This window comes from Streptomyces cyaneochromogenes, from assembly GCF_003963535.1.
Taxonomy (GTDB): Bacteria; Actinomycetota; Actinomycetes; order Streptomycetales; family Streptomycetaceae; genus Streptomyces; species Streptomyces shaanxiensis.
On sequence record NZ_CP034539.1, the window covers coordinates 820004 to 846356 of the forward strand.

General features: G+C 71.5%; 26 protein-coding genes. 10 read left to right on the forward strand and 16 right to left on the reverse strand.

The window, feature by feature from the left end:
• Positions 1-67 precede the first annotated feature (67 nt).
• From EJ357_RS03365 to EJ357_RS03390, 6 genes are all read right to left on the reverse strand, one after another.
• Complete coding sequence (locus tag EJ357_RS03365) at positions 68-1318, reverse strand: cytochrome P450 (protein WP_126388442.1); 1251 nt, start codon at positions 1316-1318, stop codon at positions 68-70.
• Positions 1315-1920: a GTP-binding protein gene (locus tag EJ357_RS03370; RefSeq protein ID WP_126388444.1), complete on the reverse strand. Its 606-nt coding sequence runs from the start codon at positions 1918-1920 to the stop codon at positions 1315-1317. The genes EJ357_RS03365 and EJ357_RS03370 overlap by 4 nt, the downstream gene beginning before the upstream one ends.
• Entirely contained in the window at positions 1901-2272 is a 372-nt protein-coding gene (locus EJ357_RS03375) for a DUF742 domain-containing protein (protein WP_126388446.1), read from the reverse strand. Before EJ357_RS03375 ends, EJ357_RS03370 begins: the two co-directional genes overlap by 20 nt.
• On the reverse strand, positions 2269-2679 hold the full coding sequence (locus EJ357_RS03380) for a roadblock/LC7 domain-containing protein (RefSeq protein WP_031485587.1): 411 nt from the start codon (positions 2677-2679) through the stop codon (positions 2269-2271). Before EJ357_RS03380 ends, EJ357_RS03375 begins: the two co-directional genes overlap by 4 nt.
• Before the next feature lie 4 nt (positions 2680-2683).
• Positions 2684-4405, reverse strand: coding sequence for an ATP-binding protein (locus tag EJ357_RS03385; RefSeq protein ID WP_126399158.1), 1722 nt, complete (start codon positions 4403-4405; stop codon positions 2684-2686).
• A 304-nt stretch (positions 4406-4709) separates the two neighbouring features.
• Positions 4710-5723, reverse strand: a complete 1014-nt coding sequence (locus EJ357_RS03390; RefSeq protein WP_126388448.1) for a GlxA family transcriptional regulator — start codon at positions 5721-5723, stop codon at positions 4710-4712.
• A 71-nt stretch (positions 5724-5794) separates the two neighbouring features.
• On the opposite strand from EJ357_RS03390, the gene EJ357_RS03395 reads away from it, so the two are divergent.
• Positions 5795-6745 carry an NADP-dependent oxidoreductase gene (locus tag EJ357_RS03395; RefSeq protein WP_175647294.1) on the forward strand — a complete coding sequence of 317 codons (951 nt, stop codon included), beginning with the start codon at positions 5795-5797 and terminating at the stop codon, positions 6743-6745.
• A 1-nt stretch (position 6746) separates the two neighbouring features.
• On the opposite strand, the gene EJ357_RS03400 is transcribed toward EJ357_RS03395, so the two are convergent.
• Both EJ357_RS03400 and EJ357_RS03405 read right to left on the reverse strand, forming a co-directional pair.
• The gene (locus tag EJ357_RS03400) at positions 6747-7853 is read right to left on the reverse strand and encodes an NAD(P)-dependent alcohol dehydrogenase (protein WP_126388450.1); all 1107 of its coding nucleotides are present in this window, start codon (positions 7851-7853) and stop codon (positions 6747-6749) included.
• A gap of 25 nt (positions 7854-7878) precedes the next feature.
• The gene (locus EJ357_RS03405) at positions 7879-9330 is read right to left on the reverse strand and encodes an aldehyde dehydrogenase family protein (protein WP_126388452.1); all 1452 of its coding nucleotides are present in this window, start codon (positions 9328-9330) and stop codon (positions 7879-7881) included.
• Positions 9331-9434: 104 nt separating this feature from the next.
• Here EJ357_RS03405 and EJ357_RS03410 point away from each other — a divergent pair, with 104 nt between their 5' ends.
• Both EJ357_RS03410 and EJ357_RS03415 read left to right on the forward strand, forming a co-directional pair.
• Positions 9435-9872: a MarR family winged helix-turn-helix transcriptional regulator gene (locus tag EJ357_RS03410; protein ID WP_126388454.1), complete on the forward strand. Its 438-nt coding sequence runs from the start codon at positions 9435-9437 to the stop codon at positions 9870-9872.
• Between the two features lie 164 nt (positions 9873-10036).
• Positions 10037-10417, forward strand: a complete 381-nt coding sequence (locus tag EJ357_RS03415; RefSeq protein WP_126388456.1) for an anti-sigma factor antagonist — start codon at positions 10037-10039, stop codon at positions 10415-10417.
• 30 nt (positions 10418-10447) lie between these two features.
• Here the strand turns inward: EJ357_RS03415 and tuf are convergent, their stop codons facing one another.
• Both tuf and EJ357_RS03425 read right to left on the reverse strand, forming a co-directional pair.
• Positions 10448-11641 carry an elongation factor Tu gene (tuf, locus tag EJ357_RS03420; protein ID WP_126388458.1) on the reverse strand — a complete coding sequence of 398 codons (1194 nt, stop codon included), beginning with the start codon at positions 11639-11641 and terminating at the stop codon, positions 10448-10450.
• 80 nt (positions 11642-11721) lie between these two features.
• Positions 11722-12675, reverse strand: coding sequence for a ribose-phosphate diphosphokinase (locus tag EJ357_RS03425; protein WP_126388460.1), 954 nt, complete (start codon positions 12673-12675; stop codon positions 11722-11724).
• Positions 12676-12872: 197 nt separating this feature from the next.
• Between EJ357_RS03425 and otr(A) the strand changes: the two genes are divergently transcribed.
• Positions 12873-14765, forward strand: coding sequence for a tetracycline resistance ribosomal protection protein Otr(A) (gene otr(A), locus EJ357_RS03430; protein ID WP_126388462.1), 1893 nt, complete (start codon positions 12873-12875; stop codon positions 14763-14765).
• A gap of 30 nt (positions 14766-14795) precedes the next feature.
• On the opposite strand, the gene EJ357_RS03435 is transcribed toward otr(A), so the two are convergent.
• On the reverse strand, positions 14796-15986 hold the full coding sequence (locus tag EJ357_RS03435) for a cytochrome P450 (protein ID WP_126388464.1): 1191 nt from the start codon (positions 15984-15986) through the stop codon (positions 14796-14798).
• 143 nt (positions 15987-16129) lie between these two features.
• Between EJ357_RS03435 and EJ357_RS03440 the strand changes: the two genes are divergently transcribed.
• Positions 16130-16792, forward strand: a complete 663-nt coding sequence (locus EJ357_RS03440; RefSeq protein WP_126388466.1) for a DUF4230 domain-containing protein — start codon at positions 16130-16132, stop codon at positions 16790-16792.
• Between the two features lie 102 nt (positions 16793-16894).
• Positions 16895-17581 (forward strand): VanZ family protein, encoded by a 687-nt coding sequence (locus EJ357_RS03445; protein ID WP_175647295.1) that lies wholly within the window; start codon positions 16895-16897, stop codon positions 17579-17581.
• Here EJ357_RS03445 and EJ357_RS03450 read toward each other — a convergent pair.
• Positions 17578-18354 carry a sulfite exporter TauE/SafE family protein gene (locus tag EJ357_RS03450; protein WP_126388468.1) on the reverse strand — a complete coding sequence of 259 codons (777 nt, stop codon included), beginning with the start codon at positions 18352-18354 and terminating at the stop codon, positions 17578-17580. The two genes, EJ357_RS03445 and EJ357_RS03450, sit on opposite strands and share 4 nt — an antisense overlap.
• Positions 18355-18545: 191 nt before the next feature.
• On the opposite strand from EJ357_RS03450, the gene EJ357_RS03455 reads away from it, so the two are divergent.
• On the forward strand, positions 18546-19775 hold the full coding sequence (locus EJ357_RS03455; protein ID WP_126388469.1) for a ricin-type beta-trefoil lectin domain protein: 1230 nt from the start codon (positions 18546-18548) through the stop codon (positions 19773-19775).
• A 67-nt stretch (positions 19776-19842) separates the two neighbouring features.
• Here EJ357_RS03455 and EJ357_RS03460 read toward each other — a convergent pair whose 3' ends face one another.
• Positions 19843-20079 (reverse strand): hypothetical protein, encoded by a 237-nt coding sequence (locus tag EJ357_RS03460; protein ID WP_126388471.1) that lies wholly within the window; start codon positions 20077-20079, stop codon positions 19843-19845.
• Positions 20080-20236: 157 nt separating this feature from the next.
• On the opposite strand from EJ357_RS03460, the gene EJ357_RS03465 reads away from it, so the two are divergent.
• The 3 genes from EJ357_RS03465 (at position 20237) to EJ357_RS03475 (ending at position 23643) form a co-directional block, all read left to right on the forward strand.
• On the forward strand, positions 20237-21247 hold the full coding sequence (locus EJ357_RS03465; protein WP_126388473.1) for a PHP domain-containing protein: 1011 nt from the start codon (positions 20237-20239) through the stop codon (positions 21245-21247).
• Positions 21248-21572: 325 nt separating this feature from the next.
• Positions 21573-22535: an SDR family NAD(P)-dependent oxidoreductase gene (locus EJ357_RS03470; RefSeq protein WP_126388475.1), complete on the forward strand. Its 963-nt coding sequence runs from the start codon at positions 21573-21575 to the stop codon at positions 22533-22535.
• Positions 22536-22614: 79 nt separating this feature from the next.
• A complete protein-coding gene (locus EJ357_RS03475) occupies positions 22615-23643 on the forward strand; it encodes an SDR family oxidoreductase (RefSeq protein ID WP_126388476.1) in 1029 nt (342 codons plus the stop codon).
• Between the two features lie 85 nt (positions 23644-23728).
• Here the strand turns inward: EJ357_RS03475 and EJ357_RS03480 are convergent, their stop codons facing one another.
• The 3 genes from EJ357_RS03480 to EJ357_RS03490 all read right to left on the reverse strand — a co-directional run bounded on the left by EJ357_RS03480 (position 23729) and on the right by EJ357_RS03490 (position 26342).
• The gene (locus EJ357_RS03480; protein WP_126388478.1) at positions 23729-23968 is read right to left on the reverse strand and encodes a hypothetical protein; all 240 of its coding nucleotides are present in this window, start codon (positions 23966-23968) and stop codon (positions 23729-23731) included.
• Between the two features lie 62 nt (positions 23969-24030).
• Positions 24031-25323 carry an ROK family transcriptional regulator gene (locus tag EJ357_RS03485; protein WP_126388480.1) on the reverse strand — a complete coding sequence of 431 codons (1293 nt, stop codon included), beginning with the start codon at positions 25321-25323 and terminating at the stop codon, positions 24031-24033.
• Between the two features lie 56 nt (positions 25324-25379).
• Positions 25380-26342, reverse strand: a complete 963-nt coding sequence (locus EJ357_RS03490; RefSeq protein WP_126388482.1) for a phosphotransferase family protein — start codon at positions 26340-26342, stop codon at positions 25380-25382.
• Positions 26343-26353: the final 11 nt, after the last annotated feature.

Here is a 26353-nt window from a genome sequence, read left to right on the forward strand (position 1 = left end):
CCTCTCAGGAGCAGGACACGACGCTGCCCGGCCGGATTCCGGCCGGGCAGCGGTCTTTTGGTGTGGCCTAGACGGCGAACTCGACCGGCAGACTGTCCAGCCGGGACTGCCACGTGGTGGCGGTCGAGCCGAGTTCCTCCGGCGGTACGGCCAGGCGCAGGCCCGTCAGCCGGTGCAGCAGGACGTCCACGCCGACCTCGATGATGGACTGGCCGATGTTCTGCCCGGGGCACTCGTGCGGACCGGCGCTGAAGGCCAGGTGCGACTGGTTGCCCTGGACCGCCACGCCCTCGTCGGGCCGGATCTCCGGGTCGACGTTGCCCGGGGCGAGGCCGAGGAGGAGCAGGTCGCCCTCCTCGATGTCGTGCCCGCCGAGCTCCAGCTCGCTGGTCGCGAACCGCGCCGGCAGGACGGACAGTGGCGGAGTGTTCCACATGACCTCCTCCACCACGGCGGACACGTTCAGCTGACCGCTGATCAGCCCGGACAGCCGCGCCGTGTCGGTCAGGAGCAGCTCCAGCACCCGGGCCAGCAGGTTGCTGGTCGTGGTGTGGGCGGCGATCAGCACCAGGCGCAGATGGCTGACGACCTCGTCCTCGTCCAGCGCCGCCGGGTGCTCCAACAGGGCGGTGGTGAAGTCCGAGCCCGGTTCGGTCCGCTTGCGCTGGGCGAGTTCGCCCAGGATCTCCATGATGTGCCCGTTGTGTACGAGGGCGTCCTCGCCGCCCTTGAAGACCTGCGCGCACGACTCGACCAGACGTAGCCCGTCCGCCTGGGGAAGGCCCAGGATCCGGGTGAGCACGAGCATCGGCAGCTGATCGGCGTAGTCGGCCACCAGGTCGGCGCGCCCTGCGTCGGCGAACGCGTCGATCTGCTTGTTCGCGAAGTACGTGGCGTGCCGCCGGATGCCGCGGCTGGAGGCGGCCAGCAGTCCGTCGGTGACCGCGCCGCGCAGTCTGCGGTGCGGCTCTCCGTCCTGGGAGACGCAGTCGGGCCGCCAGCCCACCATCGGCACCAGCGGATGGGACTCCGCTATCCGGCCCTCCCGCCAGTCCCGCCAGATGCGGGCGTCCCGGCTGAACTGACGGGGGTTGTCCAGCACCCGCCGGTTGTCGCGGTAGCCGAGCACCAGCCAGGCGGGAACGTCACCCTCCAGCAGCACCGGTGCGACAGAGCCGTGCTCCTTGCGCAGCCGCTCGTAGATGGCCTGCGGGTCGGTGGCCGCGTCCGGGCCGTACAGCCGCGTGAGCTCTGCCCCGCCGTGCGCGACGGGGCACCCGCGGGGCGCGTCGGGACCGTTTGAAGTCTGCTCGTTCATCGGGGCTCCAGTGCGATGGAGGAGCGATCCTTCAAGTGACGTATCAGCGCGACGAGCACGTCACGGCTGGAGGCCCGGTCCCGGGCGTCGCAGGCCACGACCGGGATGTGCTCGGGGATGTCCAGGGCGTCCCGGATCTCCTCGACCGGATAGTCCTTGGAGTCGGGGAAGACGTTCAGCGCGACGACGAACGGGACGTCCTGCCGCTCCATCTCCTCGATGGCCCGGAAGCTGGAGGCGAGCCGGCGGGTGTCCACCAGGACGACCGCGCCGAGCGCGCCCTTGAACAGGCCGTTCCACAGGAACCAGAACCGCTCCTGGCCGGGCGTGCCGAACAGGTACAGCATCAGGGTGTCGTTGAGGCTGATCTTGCCGAAGTCCAGGCTGACGGTGGTCTCCGTCTTGTCGGCGACGCCGATGAGGTGGTCGACGTCGGCACTGGCCTGGGTGAGGGTCTCCTCGGTGGTGAGCGGCTTGATGTCGCTCACCGAGCGGACCATGGTGGTCTTCCCCGTGCCGAAGCCACCGGCGATCATCACCTTCACCGAGCGGGTGCCCCCGCCACCCGGCCCGCCGGAATGGTCAAAGCCTTTGAAGTCCACTGAGTACCTCCTCAAGGAGCGCGAGGTCGGGCCCGCGACCGGCGTTGTGCGCCGGGATCGGGTCACGGGCTTCGACGTGGCCTGCCTCCAGCAGATCCGTCAGCAGCACCGCGAGAATGTTGAAGGGCAGTCCGAGGTGGGCGCCCAGTTCGGCCGCCGACAGCGGATCGCGGCAGCGCCGGAGGATCTCCTCGTGCTCGTGCTGCAAGCCCGGTGCGGGCGCGGTGCGGGAGACGATGAGGGTAGCCACGTCGAGACTCGACGCCGAACCGCCCGGTCCGCTACGCCCCTTGGTGAGGACGTAGTAGCGCTCGAGACCGGACGGGTTCATGGGCCGGCGGGGAGCACTCATCCAGAGTGCTCCTCCAGGCGCGGAGTGGTGCCGAGCAACTCACCCATCCTGCGCGCCAGGTCCCTCATCTGATGGCCGAGCAGGCCCTGGTCGAGGCCCTCCCGGGCGAGGACGCCGAGATAGGTCTCCACCCCGGCCCGTACGACGAAGAGGTGACCGCCGTCGACCTCGATCATCGCCAGCCTGAGCTGCCCCGCGTACTTGGGGAACTGCTCGGCGACCGGCTGGGCCAGCGCCTGCAGTCCGGCCACCACGGCCGCGAAGCGGTCCACGTCGTCGGGGTCCTCGGCACCGTAGGAGGTGATGGCCTTGCCGTCGCTGGAGGCCACGAGGGCGAAGTTGATCTCCTGGATGCTCTCCACCAGATCGCGGAGCGCCCAGCTCACATCGGTTCCCTGTTGCGTCATGGGACTAGTCGCTCTCTTCGGTGCGGTGCTGCTCGGTGGACTCGCGGCCGTGGGCAGTCGCGCCTTCCTCGCCGGGCTCGCGGCCCGCGGTGGCGAAGGCGGCCAGGCCGGCGAAGGACGCGTCGGGCGGAACGGCCACGACGCTGGCCGTGTCCTCGCTCCGCTCCGGGCGCTCGGCCGGCTCGTGGCGTGCCGCCTCGTGCCGTTTGCTGCGTCGCCGGGGCAGACCGCCGGGCGTGGTCTCCACGGCGTCGGCCGCATCGGCTGTGGCCGCCTGGGCGACCGGCTGATCGCGGGCCGGGGCGACCGCGGTGGCCGGTGCCGTCGGCGCCGCCTGGGTGGCGGAGGCGGCCGCGGGCAGCGGGCTGAAGTACTTGTGCGGGACCACGACCACCACTGAGGTGCCGAGCCACGGCGAGTCCGCGAAGGTGACACGGATGCCGTAGCGGCGGGCGAGGATGCCGACGACGCGCAGACCGATGTTCGCGTCCTCCGAGATGCCGCCCAGACCCGCGCCGGGCTCGGTGCCGGTGAGGGCGTACTCGGCCTCGCGCTTCTTCTCCTCGCTCAGGCCCTTGCCGGAGTCCTGGATCTCGATGCCGACGCCGTTCGGGACCTCCTTGCCGGAGACGATCACCGGCTCGGTGGGCGGCGAATAGCGGGCCGCGTTGTCCAGCAGGTGGGCGAAGATCAGCGTGAGGTGGTCGACGAGGCCGCCGTCGACGCCGAGTTCGGGCAGATGGCGTACGTCGATCCGGTGGAAGTCCTTGATCCGGCCGATGCCGCCGCGGACCACGCTGAGCAGACGCTGCGGCTCCTGCCACTGCCGGCCGGGCCGGTCCGAGCCGCCGAGCACGCTGATGCTGGCGGCGAGACAGTCGGCGGGGCCGATCGCCTGGTCGAGCTCCATCAGTCCGCGGGCGACGGCCGGCAGCCGGCCGTGCTCGCCCTGCAGCTCGTGCAGCCGGCCGCGGAGCTTGCTGGTCAGTACGTGGATCCGGTTGCCGACACTGATCACGGCCTGCTCGGCGGAGGTCGAGCGGTTGAACTCCTCCTCGACTCCGATCAGGGAGGTCCGCAGCACCTTGCGCAGGCTGGTCTGCAGTTCGGCGCTGACCTTGGCGCACTGGTTGACGCTCGGCAGGACGTCGTCGATGGCGTCGCCCGCGCGCAGTTGGCGCAGCGCCTCGGGGAGCTGCTCGTCGGCGAGCCGGGCGACGGCGGCCAGTTGGTGGGCCAGCTGCTCCTGCCATACCTCGGCCTGGTCGGCGAGCTGGGCTTCGTAGGACTGGGCCTGGGCGGCGATCCGCTCCTCGTAGGACGCGCCGGCCTCGGCCAGCTGTTCCTCGTACGCCCGGACCTGCTCGGCCAGTTGGGCCTCATAGGCGCCGGACTGTTCGACGAGGCGGCTCTCCAGGGCGGCGCGGTCGGCGCTGAACTTCCGCTCCAGGCCCGCCACATGCTGCTGCCACTGCTGCGAGTGCTCGGCCTGCGAGGTGCGGAACTCGCCCTCGGACCTGGTCAACTGCGCCCGGGTTCGCAGCAGGAGGCGCACACACACGGTGCTGGCCGCGGTCGCCGCGACTCCCGCGACGCCGGCGGTTATTCGGTCGGAGCTCATGAACGTGGCGGCAACCGTCCCACCTCCTAAAGCCAGTGGCATCAGCCACCAGCTGTACCAGGCGACAGGGGGCCGCGCCGCCGGCGGCGGAGTGGCGAGTTCCATCAGCATCCTTCGAGGCAACGATCGATCAAGGGGGGTGTGCAAGGCGATCGCACTCATGAGTACGCACCACGAGATGACCGATCAGGAGCGAATCCTGACCGAGTCAACTCGCAGCGCCGAACGGGAGCCTATCGGGTTTGAACACCAAAGGATCAACCGCACAGGTGGACGGAAGTGAGGGTTCCGTCACTGTCCGCCAAGAGAACGTACATCGACAAATGCCTTTACTGACCTGCAGAGTCGGAGAAATCGACGCGGTCGAAGGAGCCCTCGGGCACGGGTACGTCGCCGAGTTGGGCGGTGTTCATCGTGCGGGGGTCGAGACGCTGTCCGCCGCCTGGAACGTGCGCCGGTACGCCTGCGGTGAGACGCCGATCGCGGCGTGCAGGTGCTGGCGCAGGGATGCGCCCGTGGCGAAGCCGACCCGGCCGGCGATCTGATCGACCGACAGATCGCTGGACTCCAGCAGATGCCGGGCGCGGACGACGCGCTGCTGGATGAGCCAGCGGCCGGGGCTGAGGCCGACCTCGTCGTTGAAGCGGCGCGCGAAGGTACGCATGCTCATGCGGGCGTGGGCGGCGAGGTCGGCCAGAGCGAGGGGCTCGTCCAGGCGCTCCAGGGCCCAGGCGCGGGTGGCGGCTGTGCTCGCGGCTCCGATCTCCGGCACCGGCTGCTCGATGTACTGGGCCTGGCCGCCGTCCCTGAAGGGGGGCACGACGCAGCGCCGGGCCACCGTGTTGGCCAGTTCGCCGCCGTGGTCGGTGCGGACGATGTGCAGGCAGACGTCGACGCCGGAGGCGGCGCCGGCCGAGGTGAGGATCCGGCCGTCGTGGACGAAGAGGACGTCCGGGTCCAGGTCGATGTGCGGGTAGCGGCGCCGGAAGAGGTCGGTCACGTTCCAGTGCGTGGTGGCCTGCCGGCCGTCGAGCAGACCGGCCGCGGCGAGGACGAAGGCCGCGGTGCAGATGGACACGATGCGGGCGTCCGGGCGGATCCGCGCGAGCGCGGCGGCGACGTCGGCGGGCAGCTCCGTGGGGATGTACGGGACGGCCACGGAGGCGACCACCACGGTGTCGGCCGTGGCGAGGATCTCCGGGCCGTGCTGGACTCCGATCGTGAAGTCCGCGTTGCTGCGCACCGGGCGGCCGTCGACGCTGCAGGTCAGCACCTCGTACCGGCCGTCGGCCGCGCCGAAGATCCGGCTGGGGATGCCCAGCTCGAAGGGGTAGACGCCGTCGAGGGCCAGCACCACGACCCGTTCCACACGCCGCCCGCCCTGTCGTTCGCCCTGTCGTTCGTCTTGTCGCTCACCACACATGGCATGATTCTATCGAAGGTTGGCAATCGTGCCATTTTCCTGTCCGGCGTCGCCCGGCAGGCTGGTTCACCATGAGCACTGTGAACACGATGCGAGCCATCAGCCAGGACGTCCTCGGCGGTCCCGAGGTCCTGAAGGAAGTGGAGCTGGAGCGCCCGGCCCCGCGCCCCAACGAGGTACTGGTCCGCGTCCGCGCCGCGGGCGTCAACCCGACCGACTGGAAGCACCGCGCGACCGGCGGCTTCCTGGGCGAGCCGCCCTTCGTCCTGGGCTGGGACGTCTCCGGCGTGGTCGAGGCGGTCGGCATCGGCGTGGCCCGGTTCCAGCCCGGCGACGAGGTCTTCGGGATGCTGTCCTACCCCTTCGGTCACGGCTCGCACGCCGAGTACGTCACCGCGCCGGCCCGCGTCTTCGCGCACAAGCCGGCCTCGATCGACCATGTGCAGGCGGGCGCGCTGCCGCTGGTCTCCCTCACCGCCTGGCAGGCCCTGGTCGAGTACGCGAACGTGCAGCGGGGCCAGCGGGTGCTGATCCACGCCGCCGCCGGCGGGGTGGGGCACGTGGCCGTGCAGATCGCCAAGGCGCGGGGCGCATATGTGATCGGGACGGCGAGCGCGGGCAAGCACGGCTTCCTGCGCGGGATCGGCGTGGACGAGGCGATCGACTACCGGGAGACCGACTTCGCCGAGGCCGTGAAGGACGTGGACGTCGTCCTGGACACGCTCGGCGGCGACACCTCGACGCGGTCGCTGCGCGTGCTGCGCCCCGGCGGGCTCGTCGTGTCGATCCTGCCGGTCGGTTCGGGCGAGTTCCACGAGGAGGCCGAGCGGCTGGGCGTCCGGTCGCTGCGGATGCTCGTCGACGCCTCGCACAGCGGAATGAAGGCGATCGCGGCGCTGGCGGAGGCGGGGAAGCTGCGCGCCACGATCGCCGGTACCTTCCCGTTGGCCGAGGCCGCCGAGGCACACGCGCTCGGCGACACCGGCCGGACCACGGGGAAGCTGGTCCTGACGGTCGACTGAGTCAGAACGTCAGCACGGGCTTGATCGCCTTGCCCGCGCCCATGTCCCGTACCGCCTGGTCGATGTCCGCGAACGGATAGGTGCTGATCAGGCGGTCCAGCGGGAGCCGCCCCTCCTTCACCAGCCGGACCAGGGCGGGGATGAACGTCCGGGTCTCGGCGTCGCCGAGGGTGAGGCCGACGACCTGCTTGCCGCCGAGCAGCCCGTTGACGTCGAGTGCGACCTCGGTGCCGAACGGCGGGGCACCGACGACGACCAGGGTGCCGCGGGCGGCGAGCGCGTCGACGCCCTGGCGCAGGACGCCGACGTTGCCCGTGGTCTCGACGACGCCGTCGGCGCCCTGGCCTCCGGTGATCCGGCCGAGCGCCTCGGCGAGGTCGGCCTCGGCGGCGTTGACGGTGTGGGTGGCGCCCAACTCCTTGGCCAGTGACAGGCGTTCGCCGATCCGGTCGACGGCGACGATGTTGGTGGCGGGGGTGAGCGCGGCGGCCATGACCGCGGAGAGGCCGACGGCTCCGGCGCCGAGGACGACGACCGTGCTGCCGGTGACCGGCTTCAGTACGTTCCAGACGGCGCCGACGCCGGTCTGCACTCCGCAGCCCAGCGGGGCGATCGACTCCAGCGGGACGTCGGGGTCGACCTTGACGAGGCTGCGCTCGTCCACCAACGCCCGCTCGGCGAAGGAGGACTGCCCGAAGAAGTGGCCGCCGAGCGCCTCGCCGTCCCGGCTGATCGTGCTGGTGCCGTCGGCTCGGTGCCCGCCGATGAGGTTCAGCGGCAGCCAGGTCGCGCAGTACGCCGGGTGGCCGCCGCGGCAGTTGCGGCAGTCCCCGCACGAGGTGAACGACAGCACGACGTGGTCGCCCGGCGCGACGCCGGTCACGTCCGGGCCGACGGCCTCGACGACGCCCGCGCCCTCGTGGCCCAGGACGCCGGGGAGCGGGAAGGGCAGCCCGCCACTGGCCACGCCGAGGTCCGTGTGACACAGGCCGGTCGCCACCATGCGGACGACGGCCTCGTGCGGTCCGGGCTCGTCGAGCTCGACGTCGGAGAGGGTGAAGGGCGCTCCGCCGGACTCGACGACGGCGGCACGGGTGGGGATGGTCATGGAACGGATCTCCTTGGCGGTGCGCTCAGTCGAGCGAGACGACGACGGACTTGGTGGTGGTGTAGGCGTCGAGCGCCTCGGGGCCGTACTCCCGGCCGAAGCCGGAGTCCTTGACGCCGCCGAAGGGGACCGCCGGGTCGAGCATCGCCCAGTCGTTGACCCAGACGATGCCGGCGGCCAGCCGGTCGGCGACGCGGTGGGCGCGGGCCAGGTTGCCGGTCTGGACGCCGGAGGCCAGTCCGTACGGCGTGGAGTTGGCGAGCTCGATCGCCTCGTCCTCGGAGTCGAAGGGCTGGACGGTGAGGACCGGGCCGAAGATCTCCTCCTGGATCACCCGGGAGTCGTTCGGCAGGTCGGCGATCACGGTCGGCCTGTAGTAGTAGCCGCCGTCGAGGTCGAGCCGCTCACCGCCGCAGACGACGCGGCCGCCCTCCTTGCGGGCCAGGTCGACGTACTCCTCGACCTTGCGCAGGTGCCGCTCCCCCGCCATCGGGCCGACGACGGTCTCCGGCTTGCGCGGGTCGCCGAGCGGTACGCCGGGCACGGCGTCGGCGAGGATGCCGAGCAGCGTGCTGTAGACCTGGCGCGCCACCAGCAGTCGCGGCCCGCCCATGCAGAACTGCCCGGTGTTGAAGACGAACCCCTTGATGATCGCGCCGACGGCCTTCTCCAGATCGGCGTCCTCGAAGACGAGGTGGGCCGCGTTGCCGCCGAGTTCCATGGTGACGGGCTTGAGCGACTCACCGGCGATGCCGGCGACCTTCCGGCCGACCGTGGTCGAGCCGGTGAAGGCGACCTTGTCGACACCGGAGTTCCGCAGCAGCGCCTCGCCGGCCGCGGGTCCGCCGGTGACGACGTTGACCACGCCGTCCGGGACACCGGCCCGCTTGAACAGCTCGGCCATGTACAGGGCACTGAGCGGGGTCTCCTCGGCGGGCTTGTGCACCACCGTGTTGCCCGCCGCCAGCGCCGGGGCGATCTTCGAACCGGCCAGGATGAGCGGGAAGTTGTACGGCGTGATCGCCGCGACCACGCCGAGCGGCCGGCGCCGGACGTAGGCGAGGGCGTTCATGGGTGTGTCCCGGACGGAGCCGTCCAGGGCGTGGGCGAGGGCGGCGAAGTGCTCGTAGTCGTTGGCCGCGTTGGTGACGTCCACGGCGTGCGCGAGCGTGATCGGCTTGCCGACGTCGCGGCTCTCCAGTTCCGCGATGGTGTCGGCGTTCTCCCGGATCAGCGCGGCGACCCGGTGCAGCACCCGGCCGCGCTCACGGCCGCTCAGCCCGGACCAGGCACCGTCGTCGAAGGCGTCCCGCGCGGCGCGTACGGCCGCGTCCACGTCGGCGGCACCGGCGTCCGCGACGGTGGTGACGACCGCGCCCCGCGAGGGGTCGACCACCTCGGTGCGCGCTCCGTCGGCGGCCTCGCGCCACTGGCCCCCGATGAACAACCGACCGGGTTCGATCTCGAAGGTGGTCATCACCACTCCTCAGCCTCATCGCCAAGATTTCAACCAACAGGAATCCTGTGTGTTCCGCAGTCTCATTACAGACAGGTTTCCTGTCAATGCTCTAGGCTGAACTCATGCTCGACACCCAGGCAACCAAGGCACCTCCGTCGCTTCTCTACATGGTGAAGCAGGTGGAGCTTGTCGTGCGCTCCCACCTGGACGAGCTGGTCAAGCCGTCCGGGATCACCGCGCTGCAGTACACCGCGCTCACCGTGCTGCAGCGACACGACGGACTGTCGGCCGCCCAGCTGGCCCGCGACTCGTTCGTCACCGCGCAGTCGATCGCCGACCTGGTGCGCAGCCTGGAGACCCGCGGCCTCGTCCGCCGGGAGCGCAACCCGCGCAATCGCCGGGAGCTGCTGATCCTGCTGACCGACGAAGGCCGCGAACTGCTCGCGCGGCACGAGGGATCCGTACGGGAACTGGAGGAGCGGATGGTGCGGGACCTCACGGCCCATCAGACCGAGCAGTTCCGCCAGGCACTCTCCAAGGCTTGGCACGCGTTGTCCTAGCCGTGCCCCACGCGTCGTCCCGTACGTCTCGCGAAACCTCTGTCGCAATTCGAAGACATATGTCAATCGAACATGCTCAGATTCGCTCGATCGAGGGTAACTTGCAGTGCGGGGACTGGATTTGAGCAGCCGCCGCAAGTGAGCAGGTTGGAGGCGATGTCGTCGTGCAGCAGGTACCTGCGCCGTTCAGTCGGCATCTGCGTGTCCACCAGCACCGGGACCACGCGGTGCTGGAGTTCCTCGGTGAGATCGACATCGCGGCGGCAGTGGAGATAGCCCCGTACCTGGACCGGGTGACGACGCACCCCGACGCCCGGATCGTGATCGACCTCAGGAGCGTCGAGTTCTTCGACTGCTCCGGGCTGCGTCTGCTGTACCGGGCCCGCAGCCGGGTGCTCGACCACGGCGGGCAGCTGCACCTGGTCTGCACCCACCCGCTCACCCTGCGCGTCCTGAGGATCACCGGTCTGTCCCGGCTGCTCCCACCGCATCCGACGCCGGACGCGGCCCTGGGCCAGCCCGAGGCCACGTCCGGCACGTTATGAGGCGACCAGTGAGGGCACCAGCGAGGGCACCTACTTCACGATCTTGGTGACCTGACCGGCCCCCACCGTCCGGCCGCCCTCGCGGATGGCGAATTTCAGCCCTTCTTCCATGGCGATGGGCTGGATGAGCTGGACATGCATGCCGGTGTTGTCGCCCGGCATGACCATCTCGGTGCCCTTGGGCAGCGTGACCACGCCCGTCACGTCCGTCGTACGGAAGTAGAACTGCGGGCGGTAGTTCTGGAAGAAGGGCGTGTGCCGACCGCCCTCGTCCTTCGACAGGATGTAGGCCTGCGCCTCGAACTCCGTGTGCGGGGTGACCGAGCCGGGCTTGATGACGACCTGGCCGCGCTCGACGTCCTCGCGCTTCACGCCCCGCAGCAGCAGCCCGACGTTCTCCCCCGCCCGGCCCTCGTCGAGGAGCTTGCGGAACATCTCGATGCCGGTGACCGTGGTCTTCGTCTTCTGGTCGTGGATGCCGATGATCTCGACCTCGCTGTGCACGAGCAGCTTGCCGCGCTCGATCCGTCCGGTGACGACCGTGCCGCGCCCGGTGATCGTGAAGACATCCTCGATCGGCATCAGGAACGGCTTGTCGACATCGCGCTCCGGCTCCGGAACGGCCGTGTCGACGGCGTCCAGCAGATCGAGCACCGACCGGGCCCACTCCGGGTCCCCCTCCAAGGCCTTGAGCGCGGAGACCTTGACCACCGGGACGTCGTCGCCCGGGAACTCGTACTCCGTGAGCAGCTCGCGCACCTCCAACTCCACGAGCTCCAGGATCTCCTCGTCGTCGACCATGTCGGTCTTGTTGAGCGCGACGACGATGTACGGAACGCCCACCTGGCGCGCCAGCAGCACATGCTCCTTGGTCTGCGGCATCGGCCCGTCCGTGGCGGCGACGACCAGGATCGCGCCGTCCATCTGGGCCGCGCCGGTGATCATGTTCTTGATGTAGTCGGCGTGCCCCGGGCAGTCGACGTGCGCGTAGTGCCGGCGCTCCGTCTGGTACTCGACGTGCGCGATCGAGATCGTGATGCCGCGCTGTCGCTCCTCGGGCGCCTTGTCGATCTGGTCGAACGGCGTGAACGGGTTCAGGTCGGGATACCGGTCGTGCAGCACCTTCGTGATGGCCGCGGTGAGCGTGGTCTTCCCGTGGTCGATGTGCCCGATGGTCCCGATGTTCACGTGCGGCTTGGTCCGTTCGAACTTCGCCTTCGCCATGGCGAGCCCTCCTGAGCATCCGGGTGATGCCGAGCGCCGAGCATCCGGGTGATACCGGGCGTTGCTCCGCTCCCTCCTGTCTATTCGGTTCCCGGCGCGTCGAACAGGGCGCTCACGGACTCCCCGTTGTGAATGCGGCGCACGGCCTCGGCGAGCGCCGGGGCGATGGACAGGATCCGCAGCTTCTCGGTGCGCTCCTCCGCCGGGACCGGCACCGTGTTGGTGCACACGATCTCCAGTACGTCGGGCTGCTCGCCGATCCGCTTCAGCGCGCCGGACGCGAACAGGCCGTGCGTACAGGCGACGCGGATCGAGCGCGGCCCCAACTCCCGCAGTCGGTCGAGGAGTTCCAGGACGGTGCTGCCCTTGGCGATCTCGTCGTCCAGGACGATGACGTCGCGCCCGGTCACCTCGCCGATGACGGAGCTGATGCTGACCCGGTCGTCGGCGAACCGCTGCTTGGCGCCGGCGGCCACCTGGGCGCCGATCATCCGGGCGAACGCGGCGGCCTCCTTGGCGTTGCCGAGGTCCGGCGAGACGACGGTCGTCCGCGAGAGGTCGTACTGCCGGAAGTGCGCGGCGAGCTCGCGCAGCGCGTGCAGGTGGTCGACCGGCACCGTGAAGAAGCCGTGCACCTGGGGCGAGTGCAGCGTCATCGCGAGGACACGGCTCGCGCCGGCCGACACCATCAGGTCGGCGACGAGCCGGCCGCCGAGGGAGATGCGGGGCGCGTCCTTCTTGTCGGAGCGGGCGTAGGAGTAGTGCGGCATGACGACGGTGATCCGACGGGCGGACGCCCCGCGCGCGGCGTCGCACATCAGCAGCAGCTCGACGAGGTGTTCCTGGACGGGGCGGACCAGCGGCTGGATCAGGAAGACGTCGCGTTCCCGGCAGTTGGCCTGGAGCTGCACCTCCAGGCAGTCGTTGGCGAACCGGCTGACCCGGCTGGGACTGAGCGGCACCCCCAGATGAGCGCAGACCTCCGCCGCCAGTTCGGGGTGGGCACTACCGCTGAACACGGCGATCTCGCGCACGCTCGGCTCCTCGCATGATCGTTTCTGCTGGCGGGCTCATGCTACGGGGCCCCGAAAATCGGTTGCCGCCCCCCTGCGGGGCCGCGCCATGATGACGGCGTCCGATTCCCCTCACGTCAGGACCCCTCGCATGCGCCGACTCCTCGAAATCACCCAGTGCCCCCACCGGCCCACGGTCTTCGAGGACTCAACCAGTCATGCACACCCCGAACATCCCGAACGTCCTGAACATCGGCATTCTGGCCCACGTCGACGCGGGTAAGACCAGCCTCACCGAGCGGCTCCTGTTCGACCACGGAGCCATCGACCGGCTCGGCAGCGTCGACAGCGGCGACACCCGCACGGACGACGGCGAGATCGAGCGGCAGCGCGGGATCACCGTCCGCTCCGCCGTCGCCGCGTTCACCGTCGGCGACACCCACATCAACCTCATCGACACCCCGGGACACTCCGACTTCATCGCCGAGGTCGAGCGGGCCCTGGAGGTCCTCGACGGCGCGGTGCTGCTGCTGTCCGCCGTGGAAGGCGTACAGGCACAGACGCGCGTGCTGATGCGCACGTTGCGGCGTCTGCGGCTGCCCACGGTCGTCTTCGTCAACAAGATCGACCGGGCGGGCGCCCGCTCCGACGACCTGCTCACCGACATCCGCCGCAGACTGACACCGCACGTCGCGCCCCTGAACGGTGTGGCGGGACTCGGCACCGCCGACGCCCGTGTGCGGCCGAACTCGCTCGACGACCCTCTGGTCCGCGCCGCCGTGGCCGAGGCGCTGGCCGAGGTCGATCCGGACATCCTGGCGGCGGTCGTCGACGGCCCCGAACCCACCGCGGACGACGTGCGCGGCTCCCTCGCCGCCCGAACGGCCGACGGCTCCTTCCACCCGGTCCTCTTCGGCTCGGCCCTCGGCGGCCAGGGCGTACGGGAACTGACCGAGGGCATTGCCCGGCTCATCCCGCCGGCACCGGCGTCGGGAGGCGGCGCGCCGCGCGGCACGGTGTTCGCCGTTCGGCCCGGACCCGGCGGTGAGCGCACGGCGTATCTGCGTCTGTACGACGGCGAGGTGGCACGGCGCCAGCGGCTGACGTTCCTGCGCCGCGAGCCCGACGGCCGCACCAGCGAGGTCCCCGGCCGGGCGACGCACCTCGACGTGATCGGCGGAGCCGAACCCCTCACCGCCGGGAACATCGCCGCGCTGACCGGCGTCCCGGGTATCCGGGTCGGCGACCGGCTCGGCGAACTCGGCGACCGTGCCCCGCAGTTCGCGCCACCGACGCTGGAGACCCTGGTCCGGGCCCGGCGGTCCGAGCAGGCGGCGCTCCTGCGCACGGCCCTGCTGACCCTGGCCGACCAGGACCCGCTGCTCCACGCCCGCCCCGCGTCCACCGGCGCCACCGCGCTGCTCCTCTACGGCGAGGTCCAGATGGAGGTGCTCGCGGCGACCCTCAGGCAGGACTTCGGTGTGGAGGCCGACTTCGAGCCGGGCCGGGTGCGGTTCCTGGAGCGGCCGCGCGGCACCGGCGAGGCCTGCTTCGAGATGCCCTGGCACGACCGCACCAAGTACTGGGCGACGATCGGGCTGCGCGTCGAACCGGGACCGCCCGGCTCGGGCGGGGCGTTCGGGTACGAGACGGAACTCGGCGCCCTCCCCCGGGCCTTCCACCAGGCCATCGAGGACACGGTCCACACGACGATGCGGACGGGACTGTCCGGCGCGCCCGTGACCGACTACCGGGTGACCCTGATCCGGTCCGGCTACTGCGCGCCGATCAGCACGGCCGCGGACTTCCGGGGGCTCACCCCGATCGTGCTGCGGCGTGCCCTGGAAGGAGCCCGGACGCGGTTGTACGAGCCGTACCACGCGTTCGAAGCGGAGATCCCGCTCGACGCCCTGTCCCCCGTGACGGCCCAACTCGCCTCGGACGGTGCCGAGTTCAGCGGCACCACGGGCGGATCGACGTCATGGCTGATCACCGGCGAGCTGCCGGCCCGGCGGGTACGGGAGGTCGAGCTGCGACTGCCGGGGCTCACGCGCGGCGAGGGGGTGTGGTGGTCGCGGGTGTCCGGGGACCGGGAGCTGAGGCGGCACTGACGGAGCCGCTCGTCGCCCGCGCCCCGCTCCTCACCACGACACGGGCAACCGGAGCGGGCTCCGCGTCATCTGGCCCTCCCGCCACTCGATCGTCTCGAGGGTGAACTCGGCGCGCAGGTGGGGGAAGCGGGCGGCGAGGCGGTGGAGGGCGAGTTCGAGTTCCAGGCGGGCGAGCCAGGCGCCCAGGCAGTGGTGGGGGCCGGCGCCGAAGGCGACGCCGGGCGAGGTCAGGGGGGCGAAGAGGTCGGGCTCGCCGGGCGGGAAGACGTCCGGGTCGCGGCCGGCGGAGTTGGTCTGGACGGCGACCACGCTGCCCGCCGGGATCGTCACGCCACCGACCTCGGTGTCCTCGACGGCGCGGCGGATCAGGCCGGGCAGGACGCGGCCCTCGCTGAGCGGGATCGTGCGCAGCAGTTGCTCGGCCGCGGTGGCCGCCGCGTCCCCGTCCTCGGCCAGCCCCTTCCAGGCGCCCTGCCCGTCGGTGAGGAGGTAGACGACGGAGTTGCCGAGGGCCGTCATGGTGGTCTCGTGGCCGGCGACGACCAGTCCGCAGACCAGGGTGACCAGCCTTCGTTCTTCGATCCCGAGGTCGTCGCCCGCCGCGACCAGCCCGCTCACCAGGTCGTCGCCGGGTGACCTCCGTCGCTCGGCGACCAGTTCACCGGCGAACTCCCCGAACTCCCGCATGGCCAGGCCGACTTCCTCGGCCGAGTGGGCGCCGCCGGACAGGGCGTGGTCGGCCCAGTGCCGGATGCGCTCGCGGTCCACGTGCTCCAGCCCCATCAGACGGCAGATCACCGAGACGGGCAGGGGGCGTGTGTACGCCGCGACGATGTCGGCCGGCCGGTCCTGTGCGGCGAGGTCGTCGAGGAGCGCTTCGACCACCGAGGCCACCCAGGGCCGCCAGCGGGCCACGGCCCGGGGCGTGAACGCCCGCTGCACCGTGCCACGCAGTCGCTGGTGGGCGGCGCCGTCCTGGTTGACGAGCCCGTCGGGAGAGTCCAGCAGATTCGGTACGACCAGCAGGGGCGGGGCGTCCGGCGCGTGCAGCGAACTCCTGTTGAAGCGGGGGTCCATGAGCACCTGCCGCACCTCGCTGTACCGGGTCACGATCCACACCGGGGTGCCCGTGGCGAGGGTGCCGAGCCGGGGTGGTCCGGGCTCGGGGAGGCTGATGCGGTGCATGGGGCGGAGCGGCCGGGACGTGCTGTCTGCGCTCATCCGGGTCTCCAGAAGCGCGGGTACGGACAGCTCCCACGCTAGTGCGCCGCCCCTGCTCCAGTCAGGGTCGGCAATCGGCCAACGGACAGGTCCGGCACGGGATTTGGGGGTACTTGGTTGAACAGGGAAGGAGGAACGTCGACATGACGACCCCCATCAAGCGCGTCAACAAGAGCATGCCCGGCTGGGCGAAGGCGGTGAGCGCCCTCGCCCTGGTGCTCGTCGTCTTCTTCGCCGGGATCCGGCTGAGCGTGATCCCCGGCCTCAAGGACCTGTTCGGCACCGAGACCCACGACCGCTCCGGTCCGGCGCTGCTGCAGTCCATCCAGGACATGAGCCGCTACGACGCCGCCACCGGCAACTTCCAGATCGTCGTGGATCTGGAGAAGGACGCCAAGTTCCTGCCCGACGCGATTCGCGGCACCCGCACGCTGTACGTCGGCGCGGGCACCGTGGACGCCTATGTCGACCTCGGCAAGGTCGGCGAGGACGACGTGACGGTCAACGACGACCGTACGTCCGCCACGCTCCGTCTCCCGCACGCCGCCCTGGGCAAACCGTCCCTGGACCCCGACCGCTCCTACGCCGTCTCCAAGGAGCGCGGTCTCCTCGACCGCCTCGGCGACCTCTTCTCGGACAACCCGAACAGCGAACAGGCCGTGCAGAAGCTGGCGGTGCGGCACATCGGCGACGCCGCCAAGCAGAGCGGACTGACGGCCCGCGCCGAGTCCAACACCACCGACATGCTCGAAGGCCTGCTGCACTCCCTCGGCTTCAAGGAGGTGAAGGTCATGTACGGGACCTGATCCCGTCGCTCCCGCCACGGCGGCGGTGGCGCGGTGGGCATCCTGGCGCGGAACCGGGGTAATCCCTTTCCACAAAAGGAAGTTGAAGACTGGAGGGATCGCATGGCTCGTGGAATTCCACGTTCGCGTGCCGCGTTACGCCCCGGCACTTCCAAGACCACCGGCGCCGCCAAGTCGGCGAAGGGCGCAAAGCCCGCGGACGGCACCAAGAAGTCCGAGCGCCGCGCCAAGCCCAAGCCGGGCGGCAAGCCCGGGCGTGGCACCAAGTCCGGGCGTGGCACCAAGCCGCAGCCCACCGCCGAAGCCGGGCGCGCCCCGCGATCCGCACTGGGGCCCCTGCGCTTCCTGGCCCGCCTCCTGGCGATGCTGTGCGCCTTCGCGCTCATGGTCGCCTTCGCCGTCGTACTGGCGAAGCTCACCCTGCAGCCGTCGCCCGCGTCGGAGGCCCTGACCCACACCAACCTGCACCCGGGCCGTTCCCTGCGGGCCTATCTGGACCAGCCCGAACTGCGTGACGCCGTCCGGCAGATCGGCGGGAATCTGCTGCTCGGCGTCCCGTTCGGCATCCTCGTCCCCGTCGTGGCGCCACGCACGCGTGGCGTCCTGCGGGTGCTGCTGCTGACGGCGACCGTCATGCTCCTGGTCGAGTTCGCGCAGGGTGCGCTGGTGACGGGGCGCGCCTTCGACATCGACGACGTCATCCTCAACACCACCGGAGCACTGATCGGCTACCTGCTGCTGGGGCGGCGACTGAGCCGGACGGTGCATGCCAGGGAGCCTGGTTCCTAGCGCAGAACCAACTGGACGATGGCCACCGTTCCGACCACCACGATGAGGGCACGCAGCACGGCCGGGCGCAACCGGCGGCCCGTCGTCGCTCCGAGATGGCCGCCGAGCGCGGACCCGGCCGCGAGGAGGGCGACGGCCGTCCAGTCGAAGTCGGCGACGACGAGGAAGAACAGCGCGGCGACGGAGTTGACCACGGCGACGAGCACGTTCTTGACGGCGGTGAGGCGTTGCAGGTCGTCGTCGAGGAGCATGCCCATCAAGGCGACGTAGATGATGCCCTGCGCGGCCGAGAAGTAGCCGCCGTAGACGCTGGCCAGGGTCAGTCCGGCGAGCAGCAGGGGGCCGCCGTCGGGGCGTGCGGACCTTCCCTTCCGCGCGCGGCGGGCGCGCAGCCTCCTGCTGATCAGCGGCTGGAGGACGACGAGCACGAGGGCGAGCCCCACCAGGGCCGGCACGATCCGTTCGAACGCCGAGGCGGGCAGGGCCAGCAGCAGCGCGGCACCGGTGAGTCCGCCGAGCAGGGCGCCGGCGCCCCACTTCAGGACGCGCCGGAGCTGACCGTCCAGTTCCCGGCGGTACCCGATGGCGCCGCTGATCGAGCCGGGGATCAGGCCGAGCGCGTTGGAGACCGTGGCGGTGACGGGCGGCAGGCCGCTCGCGAGCAGGACCGGGAACGTGATCAGCGTCCCCGAGCCGACGACGGCGTTGACCGCGCCGGCGGCGATGCCCGCGCCCAGGACGGCGAGCAGCTCACCGATGTGTGCGGCGTTCATGGAGGGCAGCCTAGAAACCGAACACTTCGGCGGTGGACGAACCGTGCCGGGCGGCACGAGGGGCCAACTTCTGGTCCGTACCAAGGTATTGACGCCCTCTTATCTCACTCCTTAAATCAAGTGGCGACACCTTCACCCCCCACCTCGGTCGGCGCACCCGTCCATCGGGCCGCCGTACGGAAGGGAGCACGATGGCCTCCCCACGCCTGCTCCGCACGTGTCTGCTCGCCGCTCTGTCGGCCGTCCTGGTCGCGTCCGCCGCGATCGGCCCCGCGCAGGCGGAACCGCCGGACGTCGCGCCCGCGGCGGTGACGTTCTCCGACAGCTTCGACGGGCCCGCCGGTGCCGCGGTCGACTCCTCGAAGTGGCAGATCGAGACCGGCGACAACGTCAACAACCACGAGCGGCAGTACTACACCTCCGGCAACAAGAACGCGGCGCTCGACGGCCAGGGCCACCTGGTGATCACGGCCCGGCGCGAGAACCCGGCCAACTACCAGTGCTGGTACGGCACGTGTCAGTACACCTCGGCCCGGCTGAACACCTCGGGGAAGTTCACCGCCCAGTACGGGCACATCGAGGCGCGGCTGAAGGTGCCGCGCGGGCAGGGCATGTGGCCCGCGTTCTGGATGCTCGGCACGCCGGTCAACTGGCCGGACTCGGGCGAGATCGACATCATGGAGAACGTCGGCTTCGAGCCCTCGACCGTGCACGGCACCCTCCACGGTCCCGGCTACTCCGGGTCGGGCGGCATCGGCGCCGCCTACTCCCTCCCGAACGGGCAGGCCTTCGCCGACGCCTTCCACACCTTCGCCATCGACTGGGCGCCGGACTCCATCACCTGGTCCGTCGACGGCAACGTCTACCAGCGGCGCACACCCGCCGACCTGGGCGGGCGGACCTGGGTGTTCAACAAGCCGTTCTTCCTGATCCTGAACCTGGCGGTCGGCGGCTACTGGCCCGGCGACCCGGACGGCTCCACCGTCTTCCCGCAGCAGCTGGTCGTTGACCACGTCTCGGTGACCACCGGCGACTCGCCCGTCGGCGGCGCGGTCAGGGGGCTGGCCGGCAAGTGTGCCGACGTGGCCGGGGCGAACTCCGCCAACGGCACGCCCGTCCAGCTCTACGACTGCAACGGCACCGCCGCCCAGCAGTGGAGCGCGGGCTCGGACGGCACCCTCCGCGCGCTCGGCAAGTGCCTGGACGCCACCGGCAACGGAACCGCGGACGGCACGACGGTCCAGCTGTGGGACTGCACCGGCGGCCCCAACCAGAGATGGACCGTCACCGCGGCGCGCGACATCGTCAATCCGCAGGCCGACAAGTGCCTGGACGCGACCGGCAACAGCTCGGCCAACGGCACCCGGCTGCAGATCTGGACCTGCACGGGAGCGGCCAATCAGAAATGGACGGTCGGCTGACCCGGCCGTCTGGGCCCTGTCGTTCGGATCAGACCCCGCGACGGCGGCATGATCCCAACGACAAGGCCTAGTGGTGGATCCAGGTGAACTTGTCGCCGCCCACCCAGCGGACCACTTCCGGGTCGTCCAGGTCGTGAACCGTGATACCGAAGGCTGCGGCGGTCTCCAGGACGTCGGTGATGGCCCTCGCCATACCGACGACCACACCGTCTATCTCCATGATGCGGAACGGAGGCGTGCCCGGCTGAACCCCGAGCACCATGATCCGCGGGTGTGACATGTGCGGGCTCGCGATTTCGGTCATGCATAGAGCGTAGAGCGCAATCCGCGTCAACGAATCCTTCAGGCCATCGACGAATTTTTCAGGCCATCCAGGATCCGCGCGGACGGCCGCGCGGACGGCGCCGTCCGCCGCTGTGCGGAGGCGGCGGCTCCGGGGAACCCTGGAGGAGGAGGTGGCGATGGATCCCGTCGACGCGCTGAACCGGATCGCCTTCCTGCTGGAGCGGTCCCTGGCGCCGACGTATCGCGTACGCGCCTTCCGTACGGCGGCCCGCGTGCTGGCCGGGCTGCCCGAGGAGGAGGTGCGGGCGCGGGCGGAGGCGGGGACGCTGGAGTCGCTGCGGGGCGTCGGCCCGAAGACGGCCCAGGTGGTGCGCGAGGCGCTGGCCGGCGAGGTGCCCGGCTATCTGACGGACCTGGAGGGCAGGCCCGCGGCCGCGCCGCCCGAGGGCGGACGCGAGCTGTGGGAGCTGCTGCGCGGGGACTGCCATCTGCACTCCGACTGGTCGGACGGCGGCAGCCCGATCGAGGAGATGGGCCGGACGGCGGCCGAGCTGGGACATGAGTGGGCGGTACTGACCGACCACTCGCCGCGCCTGACCGTCGCCCGCGGACTGTCCGCCGAGCGGCTGCGCGAGCAGCTCGAGGTGGTGGCGGAGCTGAACACGACCTGGGCGCCGTTCCGGCTGCTCACCGGCATCGAGTGCGACATCCTCGAGGACGGCGCCCTCGACCAGGAGCCCGAGCTGCTGGAGCGGCTCGACGTCGTGGTGGTGTCCGTGCACTCCAAGCTGCGGATGGAGGCGGCCGCGATGACCCGCCGGATGGTCGCCGCCGTACGCGACCCGCACGCGGACGTCCTCGGCCACTGCACCGGCAGGCTGGTCACCGGACGGGGCCGGCCGGAGTCCGAGTTCGACGCGGACGAGGTGTTCGCCGCGTGCGCGCAGTCCGGTACGGCGGTGGAGATCAACAGCCGGCCCGAGCGGCTGGACCCGCCCCGGCGCCTGCTGCGCCAGGCCCTGGCGGCGGGCGTGCTGTTCTCCATCGACACCGACGCGCACGCGCCCGGTCAGCTCGACTGGCAGCGGTACGGCTGTGCGCGGGCCGAGGAGTGCGGGGTGCCCGCCGAGCGGGTGATCACCACCTGGAGCGCCGACGAGCTGCTGGCCTGGACGCACGAGCGGTGAGGTTTCGGGCGTGACAGAGGTCACCGCGTATCGCGGCGATCCCAGGAACACCCACCGGTAGTTTCCCGTTGAACCACCCGTGGGTGCGGATGGGACAGTGTCCCCGGGCCTCACCTTTTGCCCACAGGGACGATCGTTCGGCTGAAGCCCTGTGGAGCGTTTCGCCGAGAGGCGACCGCCATCCGCGCCCACGATTGACCGCCCCGATCGGAATCCCCCGTCCGGTCGGGGCTTTCCTTTGCCGCCCGAGTTCTGCCTCGTGGGTTCCGCCGCCTCACTTGTGCCGCTTGACTTCGAGAGCGCTCCAATTCGTAGCGTTTTGGACATGAGCACTGCACAGCACAAGATCGGCTCCGGCTTCGGGGCCACCAGCACCGCCGACGACGTCCTCGCCGGCATCGACCTGACCGGGAAGCTCGCGATCGTCACCGGCGGCTACTCGGGCATCGGCCTGGAGACCACCCGGGCCCTCGCCGGGGCCGGCGCCCGCGTCGTCGTCCCCGCGCGGCGCCCGGAGGATGCCCGGGAGGCACTGGAGGGCGTGCCCGGCATCGAGGTGGACGAGCTGGACCTCGCCGACCTGGAGAGTGTCCGCGGCTTCGCGGACCGGTTCCTCGACTCCGGCCGCACCGTCGACTTCGTCATCAACAGCGCCGGTGTCATGGCGTGCCCCGAGACGCGGGTCGGGCCCGGCTGGGAGGCCCAGTTCGCCATCAACCACCTCGGTCACTTCGCCCTGGTCAACCGGCTGTGGCCGGCCCTCGAACCCGGCGGCGCGCGGGTCGTCGCGGTCTCCTCCGGCGGACACCATCTGACCGGCGTGCGCTGGGACGACGTCCACTGGCAGCAGGGCTACGACAAGTGGGCGGCGTACGGGCAGGCCAAGACCGCGAACGTGCTGTTCGCCGTCCACCTGGACCGGCTCGCCGAGAGCGCCGGCGTCCGCGCCTTCGCCCTGCACCCCGGCGCCATCCTCACGCCGCTCCAGCGGCACATGGCGCAGGAGGAGATGGTGGAGCGCGGCTGGATCGACGAGAACGGCACCCCGCTCAACCCCGAGGGCTTCAAGAGCCCGCAGCAGGGCGCGGCCACGCAGATCTGGGCGGCGACCTCGCCCCAGCTGGCCGGTCTCGGCGGCGTGTACCTGGAGGACTGCGAGGTGGCCGAGCCCGCCCCGGCCGACGGTGCGATGCGCGGGGTGAAGGACTGGGCCGTCGACCCCGAGCAGGCGGCGCGCCTGTGGGAGCTGTCGGCGGAGCTGACGGGCGTGAACGCGTTCGCCTCGTAGCGCGCCGCGTCCGGGGCGTGCGGGCATCTCGGGACGGGTACTCGGAGGCTCCCGTCCCACCGCGCGAGAGGAGCCGCAGGTGAGCAGCGAACCGGCGCACAGGGTCGTCGTCACCGGCGCCACGGGCAATGTCGGCACGAGCGTGGTGCGGCTCCTCTCGGAGGATCCCGAGGTCGGCTCCGTCCTGGGGCTGGCCCGCCGGATGCCCGACTGGTCGCCGCCGAAGACGGACTGGGCCACGGTCGATCTGGCCTCCGAGCAGGCCGATCCAACGGACCTCTTCGAGGGTGCGACCGCCGTCGTCCATCTGGCCTGGGCGTTCCAGCCCACGCACGATCCGGCGGTGACCTGGCGGACGACCGTGCTGGGCAGCATCCGCGTGTTCGAGGCGGTCGCCGCGGCGCGGGTGCCGACGCTGGTGCACGCCTCGTCGGTCGGCGCGTACTCGCCGGGGCCGAAGGACCACGCCGTGGACGAGTCGTGGCCGACGCACGGCTGGCCCGACGCCGCGTACTGCCGGGAGAAGGCCTATCTGGAGCGGGCGCTGGACGCCTTCGACCGGGCCCACCCCAAGGTCCGGGTGGTGCGGATGCGGCCGGCCTTCCTGTTCAAGCGGGAGTCGGCGAGCGAGCAGCGCCGCATCTTCGGCGGCCGCTTCCTGCCGGGGCCGGCGGCGCGTCCCGACCTGCTGCCGTTCCTGCCGGACGTCCCGGGACTGCGGGTACAGGCCCTGCACACCGACGACGCGGCCAGGGCGTATCAGCTCGCCGTGAAGTCCGACGTCCGTGGGGCCTTCAACCTCGCCGCGGAACCACCGGTCGACGCGGAGCTGCTGGGCGGGATGCTCGGCGCCCGCCCGGTCCGGCTCCCGCGCACGGCGGCCCGCTCGGCGATCGCCGCCGCGTGGGGGCTGCATCTGCTGCCCGCCTCTCCGCATCTGTTCGACGCGGTCCTCCGGCTGCCGCTGATGGACTGCGCCCGCGCCCGTACGGAACTGGGCTGGCGCCCGGACCGCACGGCGACCGAGGTGCTGGAGGAGTTCCTGGACGGCCTCCGGCACGGCGCAGGCGCGCCGACCGAGCCGATGCGGGGCCGCAAAGTGGGCTGAACCGCAACGTGGGCTGACCCGCAGCGTGGCCTGCCCCCGGACCGAGCGGAGTCGAACCGGGCGACCCCCACCTGGCGGGCCTAGCTCAGCCGGACGGCTCCTGGGGTGCCGGATCCTCGGAAGGGGCCGTGCCCGACCGGGGCGCGCCCTGCCGGCCCGTGCCCGCCTCGTCCGTGTCGGGGACGTCGTCGGCTTCGGTGGCGTCGTCCACCGGCTCGACAGGCACCTCCCACGGGTCCTCGCCCGTGTCCGCCTGCTGGTCCGGCAGGTCCCGCGGTACGGGCTCGCCGGTCCGGTCCGGCGCCTCGCGACCGTTGTCGGCCATGGTGCACCTCCCTGGCATCGTCCGAGCGTCCCGCGAGTACCGCCTGGCACACCGGCGAAACGTCAGGGCGCCACCCGCTCGGCGAGGGAGTCGCCCCGAGCGGAGGGCGGGCCCTCGGGCGCCGGCTCGGCACGTCGGCCGCCGCGCGCGAAGAAGTCGGCCAGCGGCAGGATCGCGGCGCCGACGGTGACCGCGTCCGGGCCGAGCCGGCCCAGGTCCACGGTGACCTTGCGGGCCGGATGCCGCAGGGCGTACGCGGCCGCGTGCCGGCGTACGGCGGGCAGGAACCGGGCGCCGAGCTGGAGACCCGCCCAGCCGCCGATCAGGATGCGCTCGGGCTGGAAGAGGTTGATCAGGTCGGACAGGCCGGCGCCCACGTACTCCGCCGTCTCCTCCAGTACGGCGAGCGCCCCGGAGTCGGCCGACTCGCCCTCGGGCGGATACGCGCCGGCCAGCATCGCGGCCAGCGCGGTCTCCTCGTCGGCACCCTCCGGCACGCCCCCGCCGCCCTCCTCACGCCAGCGTTCCAGCAGCGCCTCCGCGCCGGCGTAGGCCTCCAGGCAGCCGAGCGCACCGCACCGGCAGCGGCGCCCCCGGACCCGTACCGTCAGATGGCCCCACTCGACCGCCCGCCCCTGCTCCACCTCGGGAGCGACCAGACAGGCGCCGACGCCGGAGCCGAAGAGCACGACGATCGCGCTGCGGGCGCCTCGTCCGCCGCCGAACCACATCTCGGCCTGGCCGAGGGTCCTGGCGCCGTTGTCGATGAAGTACGGGACGTCGTCCGGGAGTTGGGAGCCGTCGCGCAGGAGCCGCTCCAGCGGCACCGCGTCCCAGCCGATCGTCTGCCCGTGCACCACGGCACCGGTCCGCGGCGTGTGTTCGACGATCCCGGGGACACCGATCCCGACGCCGAGAAGCCGCTCGGGCCCGATGCCGGCGCCCTCGAGGACCTCGGCGACGCCGTCGCGCACATGGCCGACGATGCCGTCCACCTCGTACCGCGCCTGCGCCAAGGGCCGTTCGGCGCGGGCGAGTTCGGTGAGCGTCAGGTCGAACAGTCCGATCCGCACCCGGGTCTCGCCGACGTCGACGCCGATCATGTGGCCGCTGCCCGGAGCCACGCGCAGCAGGATGCGCGGGCGGCCGCCGTCGGAGTCGACGCTGCCGGCCTCCTCGACCAGGCCGTCGGCGATCAGCTCGGCGACGACGTTGCTGACGGAGCCGGAGCTGAGCCCGGTCGCCGGGCCGAGTTCGAAACGGCTGAGGGGGCCGTCGAAGTAGAGGCGCTGCAGCACGGCCGTGCGGTTGCCCCGCCTGAGGTCCCGTACCGTGCGCCCGTTCCGCCCCGCCATGCGGCTCCCTTCGGACCAGCCCTGTTCCACCCCGTTCGAACCGTCCCCATTGTGACCTACGACGTGAGGTCCTCGACCTCGGCCAGCCCCGCCACCAGCTCCGGCGCGACCGTCTCCCGCACCCAGCGCTCCTGGGCGGCGTCGGCGGCACGCGGGACCGTCTCCGTGAGCATGATCAGGTAGAGGTAGCTGCGGTAGAGGGCCAGGCGCAGGCGGGCCGGTACGTCGAAGTCGGTCCGCCCTCCGGCCTCCCGGTAGCCCGCCAGGAACGCCTCGTCCTTCTTGATGTCCCCGAGCAGCGCCAGGGAGACGAAGTCGGCCAGGGGGTCGCCCCAGAACATGCGCTCGCCGTCGATGAGGCCGCCGATCCGGGCCTGTCCCGACGCACGGTCCACCAGGATGTTGCCCTGCCACAGATCGAAGTGGACCAGACGCGGGACGGTGACCTCGTCCAGCGCGTCGTAACCGGTCCGGAGCGTATGGGCGACGTTGTCCGCGGGGCGCGGCAGCCGGGCGCGGTAGCGGCGGGCGTCCTCCAGGACGGCGTCGAGCATTCCGGTGAACGCCGTGCGCCAGTCGGGGGCGAGCGGGCCGAGGGCGCCGGACGGATAGCCGAAGCCCGGCCCGGTGATGGTGTGCAGGCGGGCGACCTGACGGCCCAGCTCCGTGCGCAGGGCCGTCTGTTCGGTGGCGGTGAGCGAGCCGTTCCAGGGTTCGCCCGGGCAGGCGGTCATCAGCAGGTGGCTGCCGATGGCGACGACGTGCGGGGCCCGCACGTCCGCCTTCGCGGCCGCGCGGTAGAACTCCGCCTCGGACACCAGGAGATCGCTCTCGTGGGTCAGGCCCGGGACGGTCGACGCGGGCGGCACCTTGAGCACGTACCGGCGGCCGTCGGTGAGGAGCAGTTCCTCGACCGTGTTGTAGGTGCCGCCGGACAGCGGGCGCAGGTGGGCGAGGTGTCCCGGCGGTATGCCCGCCGCGTCCAGGACCTGCCGGGCCCGTTCCCAGGAGTCCACCACCGTGCGCCCAC